17 protein-coding genes are annotated in these 16,728 nt (G+C 71.6%); 7 read left to right on the forward strand and 10 right to left on the reverse strand.

The features are described from left to right. Positions 1-148: 148 nt before the first annotated feature. The 3 genes from ACFTZC_RS32035 to ACFTZC_RS32045 all read right to left on the reverse strand — a co-directional run bounded on the left by ACFTZC_RS32035 (position 149) and on the right by ACFTZC_RS32045 (position 3,978). A complete protein-coding gene (locus ACFTZC_RS32035; protein ID WP_382895656.1) occupies positions 149-2,413 on the reverse strand; it encodes an ATP-binding protein in 2,265 nt (754 codons plus the stop codon). Further along, positions 2,410-3,087, reverse strand: a complete 678-nt coding sequence (locus ACFTZC_RS32040) for a DUF4255 domain-containing protein (RefSeq protein ID WP_382895658.1) — start codon at positions 3,085-3,087, stop codon at positions 2,410-2,412. Before ACFTZC_RS32040 ends, ACFTZC_RS32035 begins: the two co-directional genes overlap by 4 nt. Before the next feature lie 252 nt (positions 3,088-3,339). Beyond that, a complete protein-coding gene (locus tag ACFTZC_RS32045) occupies positions 3,340-3,978 on the reverse strand; it encodes a LuxR C-terminal-related transcriptional regulator (protein ID WP_382895660.1) in 639 nt (212 codons plus the stop codon). A 116-nt stretch (positions 3,979-4,094) separates the two neighbouring features. Here ACFTZC_RS32045 and ACFTZC_RS32050 point away from each other — a divergent pair, with 116 nt between their 5' ends. Both ACFTZC_RS32050 and ACFTZC_RS32055 read left to right on the forward strand, forming a co-directional pair. Then, on the forward strand, positions 4,095-7,088 hold the full coding sequence (locus ACFTZC_RS32050) for a LuxR C-terminal-related transcriptional regulator (protein WP_382895661.1): 2,994 nt from the start codon (positions 4,095-4,097) through the stop codon (positions 7,086-7,088). A gap of 101 nt (positions 7,089-7,189) precedes the next feature. Next, positions 7,190-7,510, forward strand: coding sequence for an antibiotic biosynthesis monooxygenase family protein (locus tag ACFTZC_RS32055; RefSeq protein ID WP_382895663.1), 321 nt, complete (start codon positions 7,190-7,192; stop codon positions 7,508-7,510). Between the two features lie 7 nt (positions 7,511-7,517). On the opposite strand, the gene ACFTZC_RS32060 is transcribed toward ACFTZC_RS32055, so the two are convergent. The 3 genes from ACFTZC_RS32060 to ACFTZC_RS32070 all read right to left on the reverse strand — a co-directional run bounded on the left by ACFTZC_RS32060 (position 7,518) and on the right by ACFTZC_RS32070 (position 10,259). Then, the gene (locus tag ACFTZC_RS32060; RefSeq protein ID WP_382895665.1) at positions 7,518-8,594 is read right to left on the reverse strand and encodes a MerR family transcriptional regulator; all 1,077 of its coding nucleotides are present in this window, start codon (positions 8,592-8,594) and stop codon (positions 7,518-7,520) included. A gap of 174 nt (positions 8,595-8,768) precedes the next feature. Next, positions 8,769-9,545, reverse strand: coding sequence for a hypothetical protein (locus ACFTZC_RS32065; protein WP_382895667.1), 777 nt, complete (start codon positions 9,543-9,545; stop codon positions 8,769-8,771). Between the two features lie 123 nt (positions 9,546-9,668). Next, positions 9,669-10,259 (reverse strand): TetR/AcrR family transcriptional regulator, encoded by a 591-nt coding sequence (locus tag ACFTZC_RS32070; RefSeq protein WP_382895668.1) that lies wholly within the window; start codon positions 10,257-10,259, stop codon positions 9,669-9,671. A gap of 189 nt (positions 10,260-10,448) precedes the next feature. Here ACFTZC_RS32070 and ACFTZC_RS32075 point away from each other — a divergent pair, with 189 nt between their 5' ends. Further along, positions 10,449-11,171 carry an alpha/beta fold hydrolase gene (locus ACFTZC_RS32075; protein ID WP_382895669.1) on the forward strand — a complete coding sequence of 241 codons (723 nt, stop codon included), beginning with the start codon at positions 10,449-10,451 and terminating at the stop codon, positions 11,169-11,171. Between the two features lie 88 nt (positions 11,172-11,259). Here the strand turns inward: ACFTZC_RS32075 and ACFTZC_RS32080 are convergent, their stop codons facing one another. Further along, positions 11,260-11,772, reverse strand: coding sequence for a hypothetical protein (locus ACFTZC_RS32080; RefSeq protein WP_382895671.1), 513 nt, complete (start codon positions 11,770-11,772; stop codon positions 11,260-11,262). Between the two features lie 113 nt (positions 11,773-11,885). Then, positions 11,886-12,008, reverse strand: a complete 123-nt coding sequence (locus tag ACFTZC_RS32085) for a hypothetical protein (RefSeq protein WP_382895673.1) — start codon at positions 12,006-12,008, stop codon at positions 11,886-11,888. A gap of 330 nt (positions 12,009-12,338) precedes the next feature. Here ACFTZC_RS32085 and ACFTZC_RS32090 point away from each other — a divergent pair, with 330 nt between their 5' ends. The 3 genes from ACFTZC_RS32090 to ACFTZC_RS32100 are packed head-to-tail and all read left to right on the forward strand — an operon-like array spanning position 12,339 to position 13,995. After that, the gene (locus tag ACFTZC_RS32090; RefSeq protein WP_382895675.1) at positions 12,339-12,596 is read left to right on the forward strand and encodes a hypothetical protein; all 258 of its coding nucleotides are present in this window, start codon (positions 12,339-12,341) and stop codon (positions 12,594-12,596) included. Continuing rightward, positions 12,571-13,104 carry a DUF6879 family protein gene (locus ACFTZC_RS32095; RefSeq protein ID WP_382895677.1) on the forward strand — a complete coding sequence of 178 codons (534 nt, stop codon included), beginning with the start codon at positions 12,571-12,573 and terminating at the stop codon, positions 13,102-13,104. The genes ACFTZC_RS32090 and ACFTZC_RS32095 overlap by 26 nt, the downstream gene beginning before the upstream one ends. A gap of 27 nt (positions 13,105-13,131) precedes the next feature. Then, on the forward strand, positions 13,132-13,995 hold the full coding sequence (locus tag ACFTZC_RS32100) for a helix-turn-helix domain-containing protein (protein WP_382895679.1): 864 nt from the start codon (positions 13,132-13,134) through the stop codon (positions 13,993-13,995). Here ACFTZC_RS32100 and ACFTZC_RS32105 read toward each other — a convergent pair. After that, a complete protein-coding gene (locus tag ACFTZC_RS32105) occupies positions 13,895-14,854 on the reverse strand; it encodes an AraC family transcriptional regulator N-terminal domain-containing protein (RefSeq protein WP_382895681.1) in 960 nt (319 codons plus the stop codon). The genes ACFTZC_RS32100 and ACFTZC_RS32105 overlap by 101 nt on opposite strands. A 149-nt stretch (positions 14,855-15,003) precedes the next feature. Between ACFTZC_RS32105 and ACFTZC_RS32110 the strand changes: the two genes are divergently transcribed. Continuing rightward, the gene (locus tag ACFTZC_RS32110; protein ID WP_382895683.1) at positions 15,004-16,014 is read left to right on the forward strand and encodes an aldo/keto reductase; all 1,011 of its coding nucleotides are present in this window, start codon (positions 15,004-15,006) and stop codon (positions 16,012-16,014) included. 150 nt (positions 16,015-16,164) lie between these two features. On the opposite strand, the gene ACFTZC_RS32115 is transcribed toward ACFTZC_RS32110, so the two are convergent. Next, positions 16,165-16,596 (reverse strand): ester cyclase, encoded by a 432-nt coding sequence (locus ACFTZC_RS32115; protein ID WP_382895685.1) that lies wholly within the window; start codon positions 16,594-16,596, stop codon positions 16,165-16,167. Positions 16,597-16,728: the final 132 nt, after the last annotated feature.

A 16,728-nucleotide genomic window follows, 5' to 3' on the forward strand; every position in this document is an offset into this window, starting at 1 on the left:
GTTCTCACTCCGGCCGCCGCCCCTTCCGTCGCTGTCCGGATGTCCGGGGCTCCGGGGCTCCCGGCTCCCGGCTCCCGGCTCCCGGCTCCCGGCTCCCGGCTCCCGGCTCCCGGCTCCCGGCTCCCGGCTCCCGGCTCCCGGCTCCGGACTACCAGTCCCCGCCGTCCAGCACCAGCCGGCCCGCCTTGCGGTACTCGCGCTGCGCGCCCGTCAGCAGGTCGCCGGTGGCGACGGGTTCGCCCCGTCCGGCCGCCGCGTACGCCGCCGTCACCACCGCGCTGCGGATCGAACCGCCCGCCAGCTCGAAGTCCTTCGCGCACGGGGTCGGATCGATGTCGTCGGCGCACGGGACATGCTTGAGGCTGTGGCGCCAGAGCGCGAGGCGCTGCTCGGGGTCGGGGAACGGGAAGTCGATGACCAGATCCAGGCGGCGCGTGAACGCCTCGTCGATGTTGCCGCGCAGGTTGGTGGTGAGCAGGGCGATACCGTCGAAGGACTCCAGCCGCTGGAGAAGGTAGGCGCTCGACATGTTCGCGTACCGGTCGTGCGCGTCCTTCACCTCCGAGCGCTTGCCGAAGACGGCGTCGGCCTCGTCGAAGAGCAGAACCGCGTCCGTACGGTCGGCCTCCGTGAAGATCCGCTCCAGGTTCTTCTCCGTCTCGCCGACGTACTTGTCCACGATCGACGAGAGCTGTACGACGTAGAGATCCAGGCCGAGTTCGGCGGCGACCACCTCCGCGGAGAGGGTCTTTCCCGTACCGGACCCGCCCGCGAACAGCGCCAGCACGCCCCGCCCGCGCCCGCCGCCCGCGCTGAGCCGCCAGTCGCCGAGGACCCGGTCGCGGTGGCGGGAGCGCAGGGCCAGTTCCCGCAACTGTCCCAGCGGCCGTTCGGGCAGGACGAGATCGTTCCAGGTGACGTCGGGGCGGATCCGCCGCGCGTGCTGTTCGAGGCCGGACGCCGACTGCTGACGCGCGGCGAGCCGGACATGCTCCGCCGACAGCGGGGAACCGTCGAAGTCGGCGAGGTCGTGCGCGGTGCGCGCCGCGCGGCGGATCCCCTCGTTGCCGAGCCGGTAGGCGGCGACGACGGGTGCCAGATCGAACTCCAGCTCCGTCCCGGACTCCGGAGGTCCGGTCAGCGCGTCCGTCCACGCCTCCAGGTTGCCGGTCCGCTGCCGGGGCGTGTCCAGCACCAGGGGCTCGCCGCCGGGCTCCCCGCCGTTGTACCAGCGCGGGTCGTACGGGCGGGTGCTCGTGAACACCACCGTCACATCGGCGACCGCCAGCGACCGCACCAGTTCGTGCGGATGCTCGGGGAGCGAGGTGACGACGACGGCCGAGCCGGACAGCCGCGCCTCGCGGAGGAGTTCCGCGAACGGAATGTCGATCTTCGGCGGGGTCTCCCCCTGCTGCCGCTCGCCCTGCGACCACTCCCACGCGCCCGGCAGGAGATGCATCGCCGGGATCCCGGCCGCGTCCAGGGCGGCAGTGGCGCAGGCCAGGCCCTCCCCCTCGCGGTGTTCCCGCAGATAGACCGCGCAGTGACTCACCGTGAGACGCCCGGCCAGCCGGGAGACCACCCGGCCCGCGCCCGAATCCGGGTCGGCGCCGGGACCGTACGCGGACGGGCGGCCCTCCCTGAAGGGCAGCGGCCGCACCACCCTGTCCAGGGCCGCGTCCGGGGTGTCGTCACCCAGCAGATGCGCCACCACCCGGTCGGGAACGCGCAGGTTGCGGCTGAGGAAGGGGCGCTCCGGCTCCTCCACCGTGATCAGCCCCAGCGCGACCAGCGGGGACGACGCCTGGAACCTGGACCGTCCGGCGGCCGAGTACGCCGGGATCCCGCACAGTTCGAGTGCGAGCCCGGTGGTGGCCCGGCGGCGGCTGACGTCGTCGTTGAGGTAGCCGTACAGCGCCTCGAAGGTACGGTCGAGGTCGGGCGCGAGGGCGATCAGCAGGATCGTGGCGTCGAGTTCGCTCAGGCGCAGCCGCCGCGCGAGCTGGTACAGCCGGTCGCCCTGTTCGGCGAACTCCCCCACGGGCTCCCCCGCGGGCTCCTCCACGGAGGCCGGTTCGCCGGCGGGGACCGATTCGCCCGCGGAGGCCGTTTCATCTGCGGAGGCCGGTTCGCCGGCAGAGGCCGGTTCGCCCGCGGAGGCCGTTTCAGCCCCGTCGGGGACAGAGTCCCCCGGCCCTCCTGTGCCTCCCGTGCCTCCCTGCGCTCCCGGCGCCCCCTGCGCCCCCTGCGCCCCCGGCAGCGAGAGCAGCCGCCAGACCGCCTCCTCCGACAGGTACAGCCCCCGCAGGGGATCCGTCGCCGTCGGGTCGTCGGCGCTGCGGTGTTCGACCAGCAGCGCCACCCGCTCGCGCAGCCAGGTCACCCGTCCGAACAGCGTGGACACCTCGTTCATCCCTTGTTCCCCCGGCCCACGCCGAACTTCGTCGGCCCGTCCTTCTTCTTCAGGTGCCGGGGAAGGTGGTGCCGCTCGCTCTGGGCGCTCTCCGGACCGCCGCCGATCGTCTTGACCCGTACGCCCGCTCCCTCGACGACCGGCGGGCCCGGGTCGAACTCACGGTAGGACGGGAAGGGCGCGGTGATCACCACGTCGAGCGACGGCTTGAGTTCGCCGCCGAGCGCCGACCAGATGTCCGCGAGCGAACGCGCCTCGGTGTGCAGACCCGCGACGGACACCGGGACGTGGAGACCGAGTTCGGCGAGCGAACCGGTCAGCTCCTCCGGGGAAAGCAGCTCACGAGGCAGGAGCGTGGCCAGTACGGCGGAGAGCAGACGGTGTTCGTCCTCCGGACGCTTGGTCCAGGCGGTGACGAGATACGCGAGCCGGAACCAGCGCGGTGGCGGTCGCCGCTTCACCACGATGCCCTGGTCGTCACGGACGGCGCCCGCGCCGCGCTCACGCCGCCGGGTGTCCTCGCGGATGTCGTAGAGATACGCGTCGATGGTCGGGGCGTTCTGGCGCGCCGCCCAGTCACGGGTCGGGGCCTCGAAGGTGACCTCGACACCCGAACCGGCGAGGGCTCCTCCGGTCAGCAGGCCCTTGAGGACATCGTCCACCTCGTGGATCACGGTCGCAGCCCTTCACGTCGCACATCGTCGCCGGTCGGTCGGCACCGCCGCCCGCCCAGGGGGTGACGGCAGGTTCGGAGAACAGTCCGCGGCCCTCGGACGAACAGTCCGCGGCCCTCGGCGCGCCGGTGTGACGGCACGGCACACCCCAGGCAATCGTGGACCGCGGGGCATCCGCTCCACGATGCACGCACGGGACGATCAAGGGGCAGGCTCCTCTGCCCCCGGGAACCTTGACTCAGGTCCGAACCATCAGATGTAGCCTTCCCGCAAGGCATAGGCCACGGCGTGGGCACGGTTGCGGAGTTGCAGACGGGTCGTCAGCCCGTGCATGACATTCTTGACCGTGCGTTCGGAGTACGACAGTTTGCTGGCAATCTCCCCGGTATCCATCCCCTCGGCCACCAGCCGGAGGACGTCCACCTCGCGCGGCGCCAGACCCGACGCGGGGGCGCCCGGCACGTTGGTGGTGCCGCGCTGCAACGTGCCGACCTGCGTGATCAGCCGTCCCAGCAGGTCGGACGGCAGGTCTCCTTCGCCGCGTGAGGCCGCCAGGACCGCCTGGAGGAGCCGGTGTCCGGTGGCCTCGCGGCGCCAGACGATCGCGCCGACCCCGCACTCGATCACCTGGAGCAGTTCGGCCTCGCGGATCAGACTGGTGACGAGGACCGCCCGGGTGCCGTCCGCCCTGACCAGCCGGCGCAGCCGGGACAGGGTGGGTTCGTCCAGCGCCTCGGCGAGCAGGACCGCGACCGTTCCCGGCCGTCCGGCGGCTTCTTCGACGAGCTCTATCTCCGGCTGCCTGCGGAGCTGGCTGGCCGCTCCGGCGAGGGAGAGCGGGTCCGATGCGTGGACCTCGACCGGGATTCTGGCCGGGGTACGGAGAACCATTCCCTTACGTCCTTGCGTTAGCGGAACAATCTCTTCCTACCGTCCCTCTCTCAGTGCAAGGGCCGCAACCGTGGCCCACCACGAGACCAACCACGAGATCGGCGGGAGGTTCACTCATGACCGCGGCATCGGACGCGCCTCTGGGCGCCGGGCCGGGCACCGGCCCGGACCACACCACCACCCCGTTCCCGAGGACACCCCCACCCCCACCCATGTCCCCTTCCATACCTTCCCCCTCACCCCGCTCCCCCTCCCCCCGTCCTCTCCACTCCCTCCCCACCCGCCCCACCCTCCACTCCTCCGCTTCCTCCCCCTGGCCGAGGCTGCTCGAACGCGAAGCCGCGCTCGACCTCCTCGCCTTCGAGGCCGGGCGCTCGCTGGACGGTTCCGGCCGGCTGGTCGTGTTCCGCGGCCCGACCGGCACGGGCCGCAGCACGCTCCTCGAAGCCGCGGCGGCACTGGGCACGAAGCTCGGTATGCGGGTGCTGCGGGCACACGCCTCCCCGGGCGGCTCCGAGGGCCCCTTCACCCTCGTACGCCAGCTCCTCTCCGTGGCCGACCGCTCCGCCCCTGACGAGGACGGCACGGGAGCGCTGTCCTCGGCCCGGCTGTGGCAGGTGCTGTGCGGGTACGCGGCCCTGTCGCCGCTGCTGGTCGTCGTGGACGACGTCCACCTCGCGGACCAGGCGTCCCGGCGCTGGCTGACGGAGAGCGCCCGCAGGCTGACCGGGCTGCCGGTGCTGATGGTGGTGACCGAACGCGGCCAGTACGACATCGCGCCCCCGTCACCGGGCCTCGCCCACGCGCTGCCGCCCGCGACGGTCGGCTCGCACGCGCTGGCGCCGCTGAGCCGGGCGGCGGCCGAGCGGCTGATACGCGGCGCCCATGCCGGGACCGGGGAGCAGGCCGGAGCCGCGTCCGCGGAGTGGGTGGAGGGCTGCGTACGGGCGGGCGCGGGCAACCCCCTGCTGCTGGGGGCCCTGCTGGACGATCTGCGGGCGGTCTTCCCGGACGCGCACGGAGATACGGAGGCGAAGCTGCCGACGAGCACCGCCGAGCTGTATCCGGGAGCCTTCGTCTCGGCCGTGTCGTGGTGGCTGGAGAGCGCGGGGCCCGGCACGGCCACCGTGGCCAGAACGCTGGCGGAGCTGGCGGGCGACGACGACACCGACGACGTGGGCGGCCTGCTCGCCGAGGTGACCTGGGCCGACCCGTCCCGCGTCGCCGGCTGGCTCACCGCCATGGTCCGGCTCGGCGTGCTGCGCCGCGACCCCGTCCACGGCGGCCCCCGCTTCGCCCACCCGCTGCTGCGCGAAGCCGTGCTCGACGGCTGGCCCCGCGCGCACCGCCAGGCCGTGCACCGGCGCGCCGCCGAGCTGCGCCGCCGCCGGGGCGACCGGGTCGGCGCCGTGGCCGCGCATCTGCTGCGTACGCCGTCGGACGGTTCGGCGTGGGTGCCGGGGACCCTGCTGGACGCCGCGTCCGCCGCGGCGCGGGAGGGCAGGACCGCCGACGCGGTCGCCTTCCTCCGCCGCGCGCTCGACGAACCGCTGCCGCGCGAGCGCCGGGCGGCGGTGCTGGCCGAGCTGGGCGCGCTGGAGTTCGCCACCGTACGGTCGTCGGGGATATCCCGGCTCGCCGAGGCGCTGCGCCTTCAGGAGCGGCCGCGGGAGCGCGTCATGACGGCGGTCACGCTGGGCACGGCGCTGGCCCAGGAGGGCGAGCCGCACGCGGCGTTCGACGTACTGCGCGGGCTGGGCGCCCTGGAGGACGAGCCCGTCCTGGCCCGTACGGTGCAGACCGCCGCCGCGCTCCTCTCCGACCACGACCGGGAGATACGGCGCCGCGTCTACGCCCGGCTGCGCGAGACCGCGGCGAACTCCCCGGAAGGGATGAGCCCGGCCGTACGGACCCTGCTCATCCGGTACGAGGCGACGGCCGGGCTGATCTCCGCCGACTGGGCCATGCGGCAGATCCGGCGGCTGCTGACCGCGCCGGAGGATCCGCTGCTGGTGCCGTACCTGCTGGGTACGGCCGCCTCCGTGGCCCAGTGGGCGGACGCCCGGGACGATGCGGAACGGCTGGTCAGGGCCGGGCTGACGGAGCACCGGCTGTCACCGCTGCACCCTGTCCACCCCTCCCTGGTGAACGTACGGGTGGACACCACCGCCGCGGGCGGCCAGTACGCGCGGGTGCTGGAGGAGACGGCCGGCGTGGTCCCGCCGCCGCCGGACACGCCGCGCGCCGGGCCCAGCAACTTCCTGGCGCACCGGGTGCTGGCGCTCGTCGAGCACCACCGTGCGGCGGAGGCGGAACGGCTGGTCGCGGGCGTCAACGTCAGTGAGGCGCACGACAGTTGGGAGCTGAACCGCTTCCTGTACGCGCGCGGCGTGCTGCGCGCCGCCACCGGCGACCACGCGGGCGCGCTCGCCGACTTCCTGGAGTGCGGCAGACGCCAGACCGGCCGGGACATCGAGAGCCCGGTCGTCACGCCGTGGCGCTCGGCCGCCGCCGAGTGCTATCTCGCGCTGGGCCAGCCGCAGGAGGCGCTGGCGATCGCGGAGGTGGAGCACCGGTACGCGACCGTGTGGAACACCCCCCGGGTACGGAGCCGGGCGCTGCGCGTCCTGGGCGCGGCCACGGGCGGCAGGCGCGGCCTGGAACTCACCGGCGAGGCCGTCGAGGCCCTGCGCAACACCCCGCTCGACACCGAACTCGTCCAGGCCCTCGTCGCCCACGGCCGCCAGCTCGTCGCCGCGGGCCGCCCGGGCCGGGCCCGCCCGCTGCTCCGCGAGGCCGCGTCGACAGCCGAACGCCTGGCGGTGCCACGTCTGTTGGCCACGGCGGAGACGGCACTGCGGGCCAGCGGCGCCCGCCGCAGGAACACCCCGCTCACCGGCACGAACTCCCTCACGGCGAGCGAACGCCGGATCGCGGCGCTGGCGGCGGACGGCAGCACGAACGCGGAGATCTCCGAACTGCTGCACCTGGCCAAACGCACCGTCGAGACCCATCTGACCAGCACCTACCGGAAGCTGGGCATCCGCAGAAGATCAGAACTCAAGTCGGCCCTGGCCCCGCTGCCCCCGCACCCCACGGAATCCCCTTAGGAGCATGGGCCGGTCACCGGACAGCAGGGTTCGGAGAGCCGGGTGCGGACAGAAAGGTGCGGACAGCCGGGTTCGGACAGCGAGGTTGTGAGCGCGGGCGAGTGCACGAGATCTACTACGCCGTGGTGTTCACCGCGGTGCGGACCGCCGGCGACAACGGCTACGCGGAGCGAGACGAGCGGATGATGAAACTCGCCGCCGACCAGCCGGGATTCCTCGGAGTCGACGCCGCCCGCGGCGCGAACGGCCTGGGGATCACCGTGTCGTACTGGAGGGACGAGGAGTCGATCGCCGCTTGGCGGGATCACGCGGAGCACACCCTGGCCCGCGCGCACGGACGCGAGCACTGGTACGCCTCGTTCTCGCTCCACGTGGCCAAGGTCGAGCGCGCCTACGGGTTCACCCGCCCGGCCGATCTGTAGGCGGGCGTCACCGAGCCGCCCTCTCCTCCCCTTCTCCCTCCGCCTCCCCCGCTTCCTCCCCGCGCGGGCTCGCCGCGACCGCCGCGGTGAACCACTCCCAGGCCGCGTCCGCGCCCTCCGGGTCCTCCTGCGGTGTCCCGTTGATCGTGGACACCAGCGACATGTACCGGCCGAACAGTCCCTGGAACAGGTCCTGGAACCCGGACATGGCGTCCTCGACGGCTTCGCCCCGCGGGTCGGCACGACCCGTGGCGAGGACCCATTCCCGTATCTCGGCTTCGTCCCGCTCCCCGACCGGTTCCCCCCGCAACCCGGCCTCCAACTCGGCGATCGAGGCCAGCAGGCGGGCAGCGATGTCCTGGGCCTGCGGAGACTCCGGGGCCAGCCCGAACCTCTGCGCCTCGTCGGCCTCCTGAAGGGCCTTCGCCTGTGTCTCGATCAACCGCTGCACGGCCGGTGTGGTCACGTGGCGTGCCCTGGCACCATGGGAAAAGGCGTGGTGGAAGAAGTGGCGCACCGACCGGCGGAACTCCCCGTCCCGCACCAGGTCGGCCAATTCGATCCAGGCTTCGAGCTGTTCGGCAGTGGGCTCCTCCGGCAGCTTCGGCCGCCACGCGCGCAACTGCTCGACATACGAGGGGTGCACGTCGAGGCCGTCGCTGATCTCGTTCCAGAACCCGTCGACGAGCTGATCGCGGTCGTCGTCGGACATGGAGACCAACTTGTGCATGAGACCCACCTGCTCGGTCGCGGTGTGCTGTTCGGCAATGGTCCGCAGGACGGCCCTGCGGGCGCGCAGACGGCGCATCTGCCCATCGACCAGCGCGAGATGCGCCGCGGCGAGATCGCCCAACGCCATCTCGCCGGCCAGCAGCCGACGGATGTCGTCCAGGCCCGCGCCGAGCTCCCGCAGGGTGCGGACGAGCTCCAGCCGGGCGATGGCACCGATGTCGTAGAGCCGGTAGCCGGCGGCCGTACGATCGCTGGGCGCGATGACCCCGGCGTCGGCGTAGTACCTGATGGCGCTGACGCTCAGCCCGGTACGGCGCGCCACGTCCCCGATCGCGTACAACTCGTCGTCCACGTCGGCCACTATGGAGTCTCAAGCGGCTGGAGAGTCAACGACCTCCGCACCCCTCCGGGGCACCGACGGCCGGCCCGGATCCGCGAAGGGCACCGTTCGCGCGGTGTGCTCGTCCGGTGGTGGGTGGGTCACCGGGCCCGCCCCCACGGCAACCCACCCCACCGCGTGGTCGCGTCAGTCTGCTGTGCCGCGAGGTTCGTCGCGGTCCCAGAGCATCCCGGCGACCGTGGCCGGCAGTGCTGTCGCGGCCCAGATGACCACGGTCGTCGCCACCGCCGTCCAGGCGTCCCAGACCTGGCCCGCGAGGATCGCCACGGTGATCGGCAGGGCCACCACGCCTATGCATTTCGCCGGACCGAACGCGACCCGGGGTGCGAAGGGGCGGCCGGCGGCGAGACAGCGGGCCCGCCCGGCGCCCCGGAACGCGGCGATGAAGGCCAGGATCGCCGGCCACGCGCAGGCCAGCGCGAGCCCGACGAGCATCGTGGCCTTCTCGTCCGGCAGCCCGGGCAGCGTCTCGCTGCGCCCGTCATGGCCGACGGCGACCTGGACGTTCCGCCAGGTGGTGACCTCCACCTCGTCCCCCGGCTTGACGCGCTCCGACAGGTCGCCGTGCGTATCGAGGTCCAGCGGCCGGTCGGCGGGGGCCGGAACCGGGCCCCGCAACCGCACCCGGAAGACCATCACCCTGCCGCTCTTGACCGGCTCGGCGGAGAGCACCGTTCCGCGGATCGTGCGCAGGCAGTCCGCCGTGTCCTCGGCCGCCGCCTCGCTGCCGCAGGGCCGCGCGCCCTGGAACGCCTCCTCATCGGCGACCCGTTCACGTACCGGAACACCCGCGGCCACGGCGAGCCCCAGCAGCACCACCCCGAGCAGCGCCCACGCCACCGCCCGCAGCCACGCCTCCCGCGGCCGGCCCGGTGCCGCCCGCCACGCCGTCCGTACCGTCATCCCCGTTGCCCCCTTGACTCCGAGGGCATTGAGCCACACCTCACCGACCCGGCAACAGGGAGGAGTACGGCAACAGCATCCCGGCCCCTGGCTGCCGGGATCCGGCAGCTTCCAGGCCGAGGATCAGCGCGGTCGGCGCAGTCCTGCGACGAGAAGCTCGACCAGCCGGCGTGCGTCGTAGCGGGGGTTGTTGCCGGCGCCCGCGCAAAGGCCCCCGACGCCACGCATGAGCTCATAGGCATCGAGGCCGGAGCGGATCTCACCGGAAGCGGCCGCGGCGTCGAGCAACTGGGCGCAGACGGGCTCCAGCCGGTCGAGGAAGTAGGAGTGCAGGGGGTCGAAGCAGGGGTCGTCGGACTGCAGCACGGCGGCCAGCCCGTGTTTGGTGACCAGGAAGTCGACGAAGAGACCGATCCACTGACCCAGTGCGGCGTGCGGCGTCGCGCTGCTCTCCAGCAGGGAGGGGCCGGCCTCGGCGAGGGCTTCGACCTGGCGCCGGTAGACGGCGATGATGAGGTCGGCGCGCGTCGGGAAATGGCGGTAGATCGTGGCCGTCCCGACGCCGGCCTTGGCCGCGACGTCGCGTACCGGAGCCTCCACGCCGGAGGCGACGAAGACCGCGGCGGCCGCGTCGAGCAGGGTCTCCGCGTTGCGCCGCGCGTCCGCCCGTTTGGGCCGGGCCGCACGCCCCGGGTCCTGATCGCTCCCGCTCATCGCATCCTTCCGCCAGTCTGCTCACCCACCCGCTGCCAAGTTTACTAAACGGGACACTGTCCCGTATCTTCAAACGGGACAGCGTCCCGTTTATTCGCGACGTCGGACCGGGACCCGGGAACCACCATGCCCACGGTCGGCGCGACGGGATCGCGCGCCGACAGGAAGCACCGGAATGGAGCGAGAGTCATGTCGACCTATCTACTGGTACACGGCGCCTGGCACAGCGGACAGTGCTGGGAGAGGGTGACCCCCTCGCTGACGTCGGCCGGGCACCGGGCGCTCGCGCCGTCACTGACCGGCTTCGGCGACACGGCGCATCTGCTCGGCCCCGAGGTAGGGCTGGACACGCACGTCGACGACATCGTCAGGCTGATCACCGAGGAGGACCTCACCGAGGTGGTGCTCGTGGGACACAGCTACGCCGGCCTGGTCATCTCCTCCGCGGCCAACCAGGTCCCGGACCGGATCGCACGCCTGGTCTACCTCGACGCGATGGTCCCGGAGGACGGCGAGAGCGCGCCGGACGTTCAACCCGCGACCAAGGCCACGATCGACCGCGCCCTGAACTCCGACAGCGGCTGGCGGGTTCCACCGCTCCCCGAAATGCCGGAGCCCTACGGCCTGTTCGGGGTCACCGACCCGGCGGACGTCGCCTGGCTGCGCACGATGCTCTCGGATCTGCCGGTGCGCTGCCTCCAGCAACCGGTGCGTCTGGACAACCCGGCCGTGAAGGCGATCCCCCGCACGCACATTCACTGCACCGTCCGGCCGGAAAGCATTCGCCAGCGCCCCGTCCCCGCGATACAGCCCAACGGCACCCCGGCGCAGATCCGGGAACTGCCGACCGGCCACGACTGCATGATCACCATGCCGGACGAACTCGCCGCGCTCCTTCTCGAACTCGGCTGACCCGTTTCATCCCGCGGGCCGTCCGCCGCATGAGCCTCTGCGCGGGCGGGCGGCCCCGGCTGTCCGTCTTCTCCGGGATGGCGTGTGCTCACACGGAGCTTGCCGCCCCGCCGGAGCCGAACCCGGAGCCGGTCCCGGTCCCGGTCCCAGCCTCGGCCCCAGCCCCAGCCCCGGACAGCGGACACACCCCTCGCACCTGACGCGCGAGCACCGGATCGTCGAACGAGAAACGGCCGACGTGGAGGCGGTCGTGCCCGTACATGTTCCGCCCGAGTTCCGTGGTCCCGTCGACCTCCAGCGACCAGGCGGCACCGTACAGTTCGAGCCCGCCGGGCTTGGGCAGGCTGCGCCCGCTCCACCCGACGCAGATCAACCAGCACGCCTCGGCGAAACCGGCCCCGGCGGCCGAACCGTAGAGCCGGGCGGGATCGTGCCGCGCGGCAGTCCCCATGAGTGACAGATCCGGCGCGGCGGGCGTGGGTACGTGGCCGATGACGGCGGTATCGCCGACATGGCCGGTGGTGGTGTAGGCGAGAACGGCATACCGGTCGGGCCAGGTGTGCAGCAGCGCCAGTACGGTCACCCGTCCGGTCCCCGTCATGATCCGTCCCACGTTTCTCCCTCTCTGATGAAGGAGCACCCCGGTCACGTCGGGACCCGACCACGGGGCGCTCCTCGCTGGTTCACCGGCCGCAGGCCACAGGGCCCGGGAGTTCAGGCCGCGTTGTCTCCGCAGCCCGAGGACGGATTGGACCCGCCACCGTCGCCGTCCTCGATATCGGTGTTGTCCGGGTCCGCCTGGACGAGCGGCCCGATTCGTGCGTGGATGATGGCCATGTGCCGTTCCCTTCTTCGCGACGGGCGGTGCACGGACCCGCTTCGGTCGCTGTCCTGCCAGGGAAAGAGCGACCGGAGCGGGCATCGAACGATGCGCGACGCCTGAGCAGCGCTCGGCCCGCGTCACAGGTCGACCCCACACTTTGCATCGATATGCACGTTCATGTCGGGGACCGTAGAGGTCCGTGCCACGCCATCTCAAGCAATGTGCATGGATGTGCACACAGCGATTTCACGTAGTGGTATGACTACTTAACGCCCTTGACGTGCCATCAGGTCAGCTTGAGAATCGTGCACATTGGCACACAATCCGAAAGGGAGCAGAGGACCATGGACTTACAGTTCATCGGCATCGACCCTGAAACAGAGCACGAGGGTTCACCCACCGCGTGGGTGGACATGGACACGGCGGACATCGTGGTTCAGAGCCACACGGCGGACGACGCCACGCGCCGGGAGTGCGCGGAGAACACCGCCCCCGGTCACGCGAAAGGGATCCCGGACCACGAGACGGTCATCCGCATTCCCGTCCACCTCGTCCCCCTGCTGAGGAAGGCGTGCGATGTCGCAGAACAAGCCCGACTTTAAGGAGCTCCTGGCCGCCACTCGGCATTCCGCCGTTCATCTGGAGATGCGCGACGTCTACGGCGTAGGCGACGAGTCCGCCGACTTCAGCGAGTGGAAGCGTTCCGGCCGACGGGACACCGACCCCGGGTCCGAGTACTGGGCTCCCTGGGTCGACCTGATCAGTGGTGCCACCGCCCGAGGGGTCGTCGTACGGCGTGCTCGCGTCGTCTCCGAACCGGTCACCGACTACATCCGGTACGAGCATGCCGGGGCCGGGGTCAATGTGCACGCGGGTGAGCAAGTGCGATGGCTGGCCCGGCGCAATGCCGCCACCCTGATGCTTCCCGGCAGCGATCTGTGGATCTTCGACAGCGCGACCGTGATGTTCAACCACTTCGGCGGAGAAGGGAATTGGGCGGAGCCCCGGATGGAGCTACGGTCGGAGGCGGACGTCGTCAAGCAGTGCGTCGACGCCTTCGAAGCCGTATGGGAGCGCGCCGTCCCGCACGGCGCGTACGAGATCCGCTGACGAACGAAGACCGGTAGGCCAGTTTCCGTGCCCATATCCCCGTCGTCCTCGGCCCAAGCCGCCCGCAAGAACGTTGCCCGGCGGCTGCGCGACCTCAGGAGGGACGCGGGACTCACGGGTACGGAGCTGGCCTCTGCGTGTGGCTGGCACCACGCGAAGACCTCTCGCATCGAGAACGCGCGGACTCCGCCGTCGCCGACCGATATCCGCCTGTGGTGCCGGGCCTGCTCGGCCGAGGACCAGGCGGAGGACCTGATCGCCGCGTCCCTGCACGCGGAATCGCTCTACACGGAGTGGCGGCGCCGGGCCCGTACGGGTCTCCGCCAGATCCAGGAGAGCGCCGTCCCGCTGTACAGGTCCACCAAGGTGTTCCGCGTCTACGCGAGAGCCCTGATGCCCGGAGTCCTTCAGACCGAGGGGTACGCACGCGCCCTGCTCGGCACGAACGCACGGCTCCTGGACGTCCCGGACGACGGCGCCGAGGCGGCAGCCGCCCGCGTGAAGCGGTCGCAGATCATCCACGAGGCCGGACATCGCTTCGTACTCCTGGTGGAAGAACACGTACTCCGCTTCCGACTGGGCGACAGCGACACGATGGCGGCCCAGCTCGGTCATCTCCTCGGCGCGGGCGCCCTCCCCTCCGTGTCCCTGGGAGTGATCCCGATGAGCACGGCACAACGGCCGTTGTGGGTACAGGAACCTTTCAGCGCCTTCGACGACACCCTCGTGGCCGTCGAGTTGCTGTCGGCGCGGGTGAACATCACCCAGCCCTCCGAAATCGCCCTCTATCTCAAGGCATTCGAGGAACTTCAGGCTCTGGCCGTGTACGGCGCCCAGGCGCGGGCCCTGATCGTGCGGGCGATCGAGGCCCTGGACCGGGACGACCGGTGAGCCGGGCGCGGAGCCGGGTGGCGTCCTGTCCGGGGGGAAGGCCGTAGGCGCTGCGGTACTCGCGGCTGAACTGGGTGGCGCTCACGTATCCGACCGCCTGTGCGATCTGGGCCGCGGTGGCGTCTCCCGCGACCAGGCGCCGCCGGGCCTCCTGCAGCCGCAGGTGCTTCTGGTACTTGAGCGGGCTCATGCCGGTGGCCGCCTTGAAGTGCCGGTGCAGGCCGGCCGGGCTCAGGTGCGCGACCGCGGCGATCTCGTCGATGCTGAGCGGCTCGGTGTAGTGCTCGCAGATCCACCGGGCCACCCGGCGCACCCGGCTCGTGGTCGAGTCGGCGAGCGACCACTGGCGCAGGACGGTGCCGAGGGAGCTACGGAGCAGCCGGTAGAGGATCTCGCTCTCGATCCGGGAGGCCAGGGGGCCGATGTCCTCGGGGGTGTCGAGGAGTTCGGCCCAGCGGGTGACCGCGTCGACGAGTTCCGGGGGCATCTCCGCGCTGATCTGCCCTGCCGCGGCCGACGGGACGGCCGGTCCGGTCCCGTCCAGTTCGATGATCAGGCCGGTGAGCGCCTGGCCGTCCAGACGCATGACGACGGACCGGTAGGGCACCTCCTCCAGGTCGACGACGACGGGCAGGTCGATCGTGGTGAGGAGCATGTCGCCGGCGCGTGCGACCTGGCAGAGGTCTCCCGCGGTGGTGCGTTTCGCACCGTCGGCGACGAAGCAGATCATCGGCTCGTACAGCAGGTCGGTGTGCTCGATGGGTTCGTCCACCGCGACGAGGGAGAGCCGGGGGATCTTGGTGTCCGAGTCGGGTACCCCGCAGTGCCGGTCGATGACAGTGGCCAGCCGATCGAGCACGGCACGCTCCGTTCCCGAGAGGATCAGGTCTTGAGGGGTCAGGTCTTGAGGGGTCAGGTTCTGAGACGGTCAGGTCCTGAGAGGATCAGGCAATTCTACGCGACCTGCGCCCCATGCCCTCCGCGCTCCGTGTGCCTAGCGTCGAGGGCATGGCACACGACACGACGAACCTCCCCCGCCGGACTCTGGGCGGCCAGGGGCTCCAGGCCGGGGCGATCGGCCTCGGCACCATGGGCATGACCATGGCCTACGGGGCCCCGGACGAACAGAGCGGCATCGCCACGATCCGCCGCGCCTACGAACTCGGCGTCACCCTCTTCGACACCGCGGAGCTGTACGGCCTGGGCACCGGCAGCAACGAACAACTGCTCGGCCGCGCCGTGAAGGACTTCCGCGACGACATCCTGCTCGCCACCAAGTTCGGCTTCGACCTCAGCGACCCGGCCAGGATCGGTGCCGCTTTCGACAGCCGTCCCGAGCACATCCGCGAGGTCGCCGAGAGCAGCCTCCGCCACCTCGGCACCGACCGCCTCGACGTGCTCTACCAGCACCGGGTGGACCCGGACGTACCCATCGAGGACGTGGCCGGAACCGTCGGGGAACTGATCGCCGAAGGCAAGGTGCGCCACTTCGGGCTGAGCGAAGCCGGCCCCGACACCATCCGGCGGGCCCACGCGGTCCAGCCGGTCTCGGTGCTGCAGACGGAGTACTCGGTGTTCGAGCGGGCCGTGGAGGCCGACGTCCTGCCGGTGGTCCGGGAACTGGGCATCGGCTTCGTGCCGTACTCGCCCCTCGGCCGCGGCTTCCTCACCGACGCCGTCAAACCGGCCGCCGACTACCCCGCCGACGACATGCGCAGCCAGGACGACCGCTGGCAGCCCGGCAACTACGAGAAGAACCTCGCCGCGGTCCGCGAGCTGACCGCCCTGGCGGAGGGCAAGGGCATCGCGGTCACCCAACTGGCCCTGGCCTGGCTGCTCGCGCAGGGCGACGACATCGTGCCCATCCCGGGCACCCGCAGCCCACGGCGCCTGGAGGAGAACGTGGCCGCCGCCCACGTCACCCTCTCGCCCGAGGACCTCCGCCGTATCGAGGAGGTCCTGCCGCACGGGTCGGCCGGATCCCGCTACTCCGCGGCCATGATGCCGGACTGGCGGTAACCGACGGCACGGGCGCCGGGCCCGGCCGCACCGCCGGACCGCCGGGCCGGCCCCGTCCGGACCAGCCGCTCCCTCCCCACTGCCCGCGCGGAGGGAGCAGTTCCGCATACCGCGGTTCGGGGGTACGTCGCGCAGGCTATGACCGCGTCCTCACGGAGCGCCCCCGGGGATCACGCCGAGCTGCCGCATCTGCGCGAAGACATCGACGACGCCCCAGACCTCGGCGATCCGGCCGCCCGCGAAGCGGAAGATGAAGATCTCGTCGTACCTGACGGACCTGCCGGTGGGCGGGAGGTCCCGGTACTCGCCCCGGTGGGTCCCGGTCACCGTGTTCCTGACGACGACCTTGTCCCCCTCGGCGATCACGTCCTCGATCTCGACACGGAGGTCGGGGAACGCGCGGAGGAGCACCGTCCACACGCGCTTGAGCGCCTGTACCCCCGTCGCGCCCATCGGTACGGGCGCGTGGAAGATCAGGTCCGGCGCGACGACCTCGTCGATGATCTTCGAAATGGCCTCCGCGTCACCGCTGTTCAGGACGTCGTGGAAGCGCCTGAACGTCGCTTTGTTGCTGTCTGCCATGGGGAAACTCCTCCGCCGTGCCGGTGGTTGCACATCCCTGACGGGACGGCCCGCCCCGATGTGACATCGGCTGTGGCCTCGACGGACACGCGTACGGATATGCATACGGATATGCGTACGGACGTGCACCTG

This window comes from Streptomyces sp. NPDC056987, assembly GCF_042673865.1.
Classification (GTDB): domain Bacteria; phylum Actinomycetota; class Actinomycetes; order Streptomycetales; family Streptomycetaceae; genus Streptomyces.

Bases quoted from the DNA above. Each gene is read 5' to 3' on its own strand.
- ACFTZC_RS32065 (WP_382895667.1), bottom strand. From the start codon at position 9,545: ATGACGGTACGGACGGCGTGGCGGGCGGCACCGGGCCGGCCGCGGGAG.
- ACFTZC_RS32075 (WP_382895669.1), top strand. From the start codon at position 10,449: ATGTCGACCTATCTACTGGTACACGGCGCCTGGCACAGCGGACAGTGC.
- ACFTZC_RS32070 (WP_382895668.1), bottom strand. From the start codon at position 10,259: ATGAGCGGGAGCGATCAGGACCCGGGGCGTGCGGCCCGGCCCAAACGG.
- ACFTZC_RS32110 (WP_382895683.1), top strand. From the start codon at position 15,004: ATGGCACACGACACGACGAACCTCCCCCGCCGGACTCTGGGCGGCCAG.
- ACFTZC_RS32045 (WP_382895660.1), bottom strand. From the start codon at position 3,978: ATGGTTCTCCGTACCCCGGCCAGAATCCCGGTCGAGGTCCACGCATCG.
- ACFTZC_RS32050 (WP_382895661.1), top strand. From the start codon at position 4,095: ATGACCGCGGCATCGGACGCGCCTCTGGGCGCCGGGCCGGGCACCGGC.
- ACFTZC_RS32085 (WP_382895673.1), bottom strand. From the start codon at position 12,008: ATGGCCATCATCCACGCACGAATCGGGCCGCTCGTCCAGGCGGACCCG.
- ACFTZC_RS32095 (WP_382895677.1), top strand. From the start codon at position 12,571: ATGTCGCAGAACAAGCCCGACTTTAAGGAGCTCCTGGCCGCCACTCGG.
- ACFTZC_RS32115 (WP_382895685.1), bottom strand. From the start codon at position 16,596: ATGGCAGACAGCAACAAAGCGACGTTCAGGCGCTTCCACGACGTCCTG.
- ACFTZC_RS32080 (WP_382895671.1), bottom strand. From the start codon at position 11,772: ATGACGGGGACCGGACGGGTGACCGTACTGGCGCTGCTGCACACCTGG.
- ACFTZC_RS32035 (WP_382895656.1), bottom strand. From the start codon at position 2,413: ATGAACGAGGTGTCCACGCTGTTCGGACGGGTGACCTGGCTGCGCGAG.
- ACFTZC_RS32090 (WP_382895675.1), top strand. From the start codon at position 12,339: ATGGACTTACAGTTCATCGGCATCGACCCTGAAACAGAGCACGAGGGT.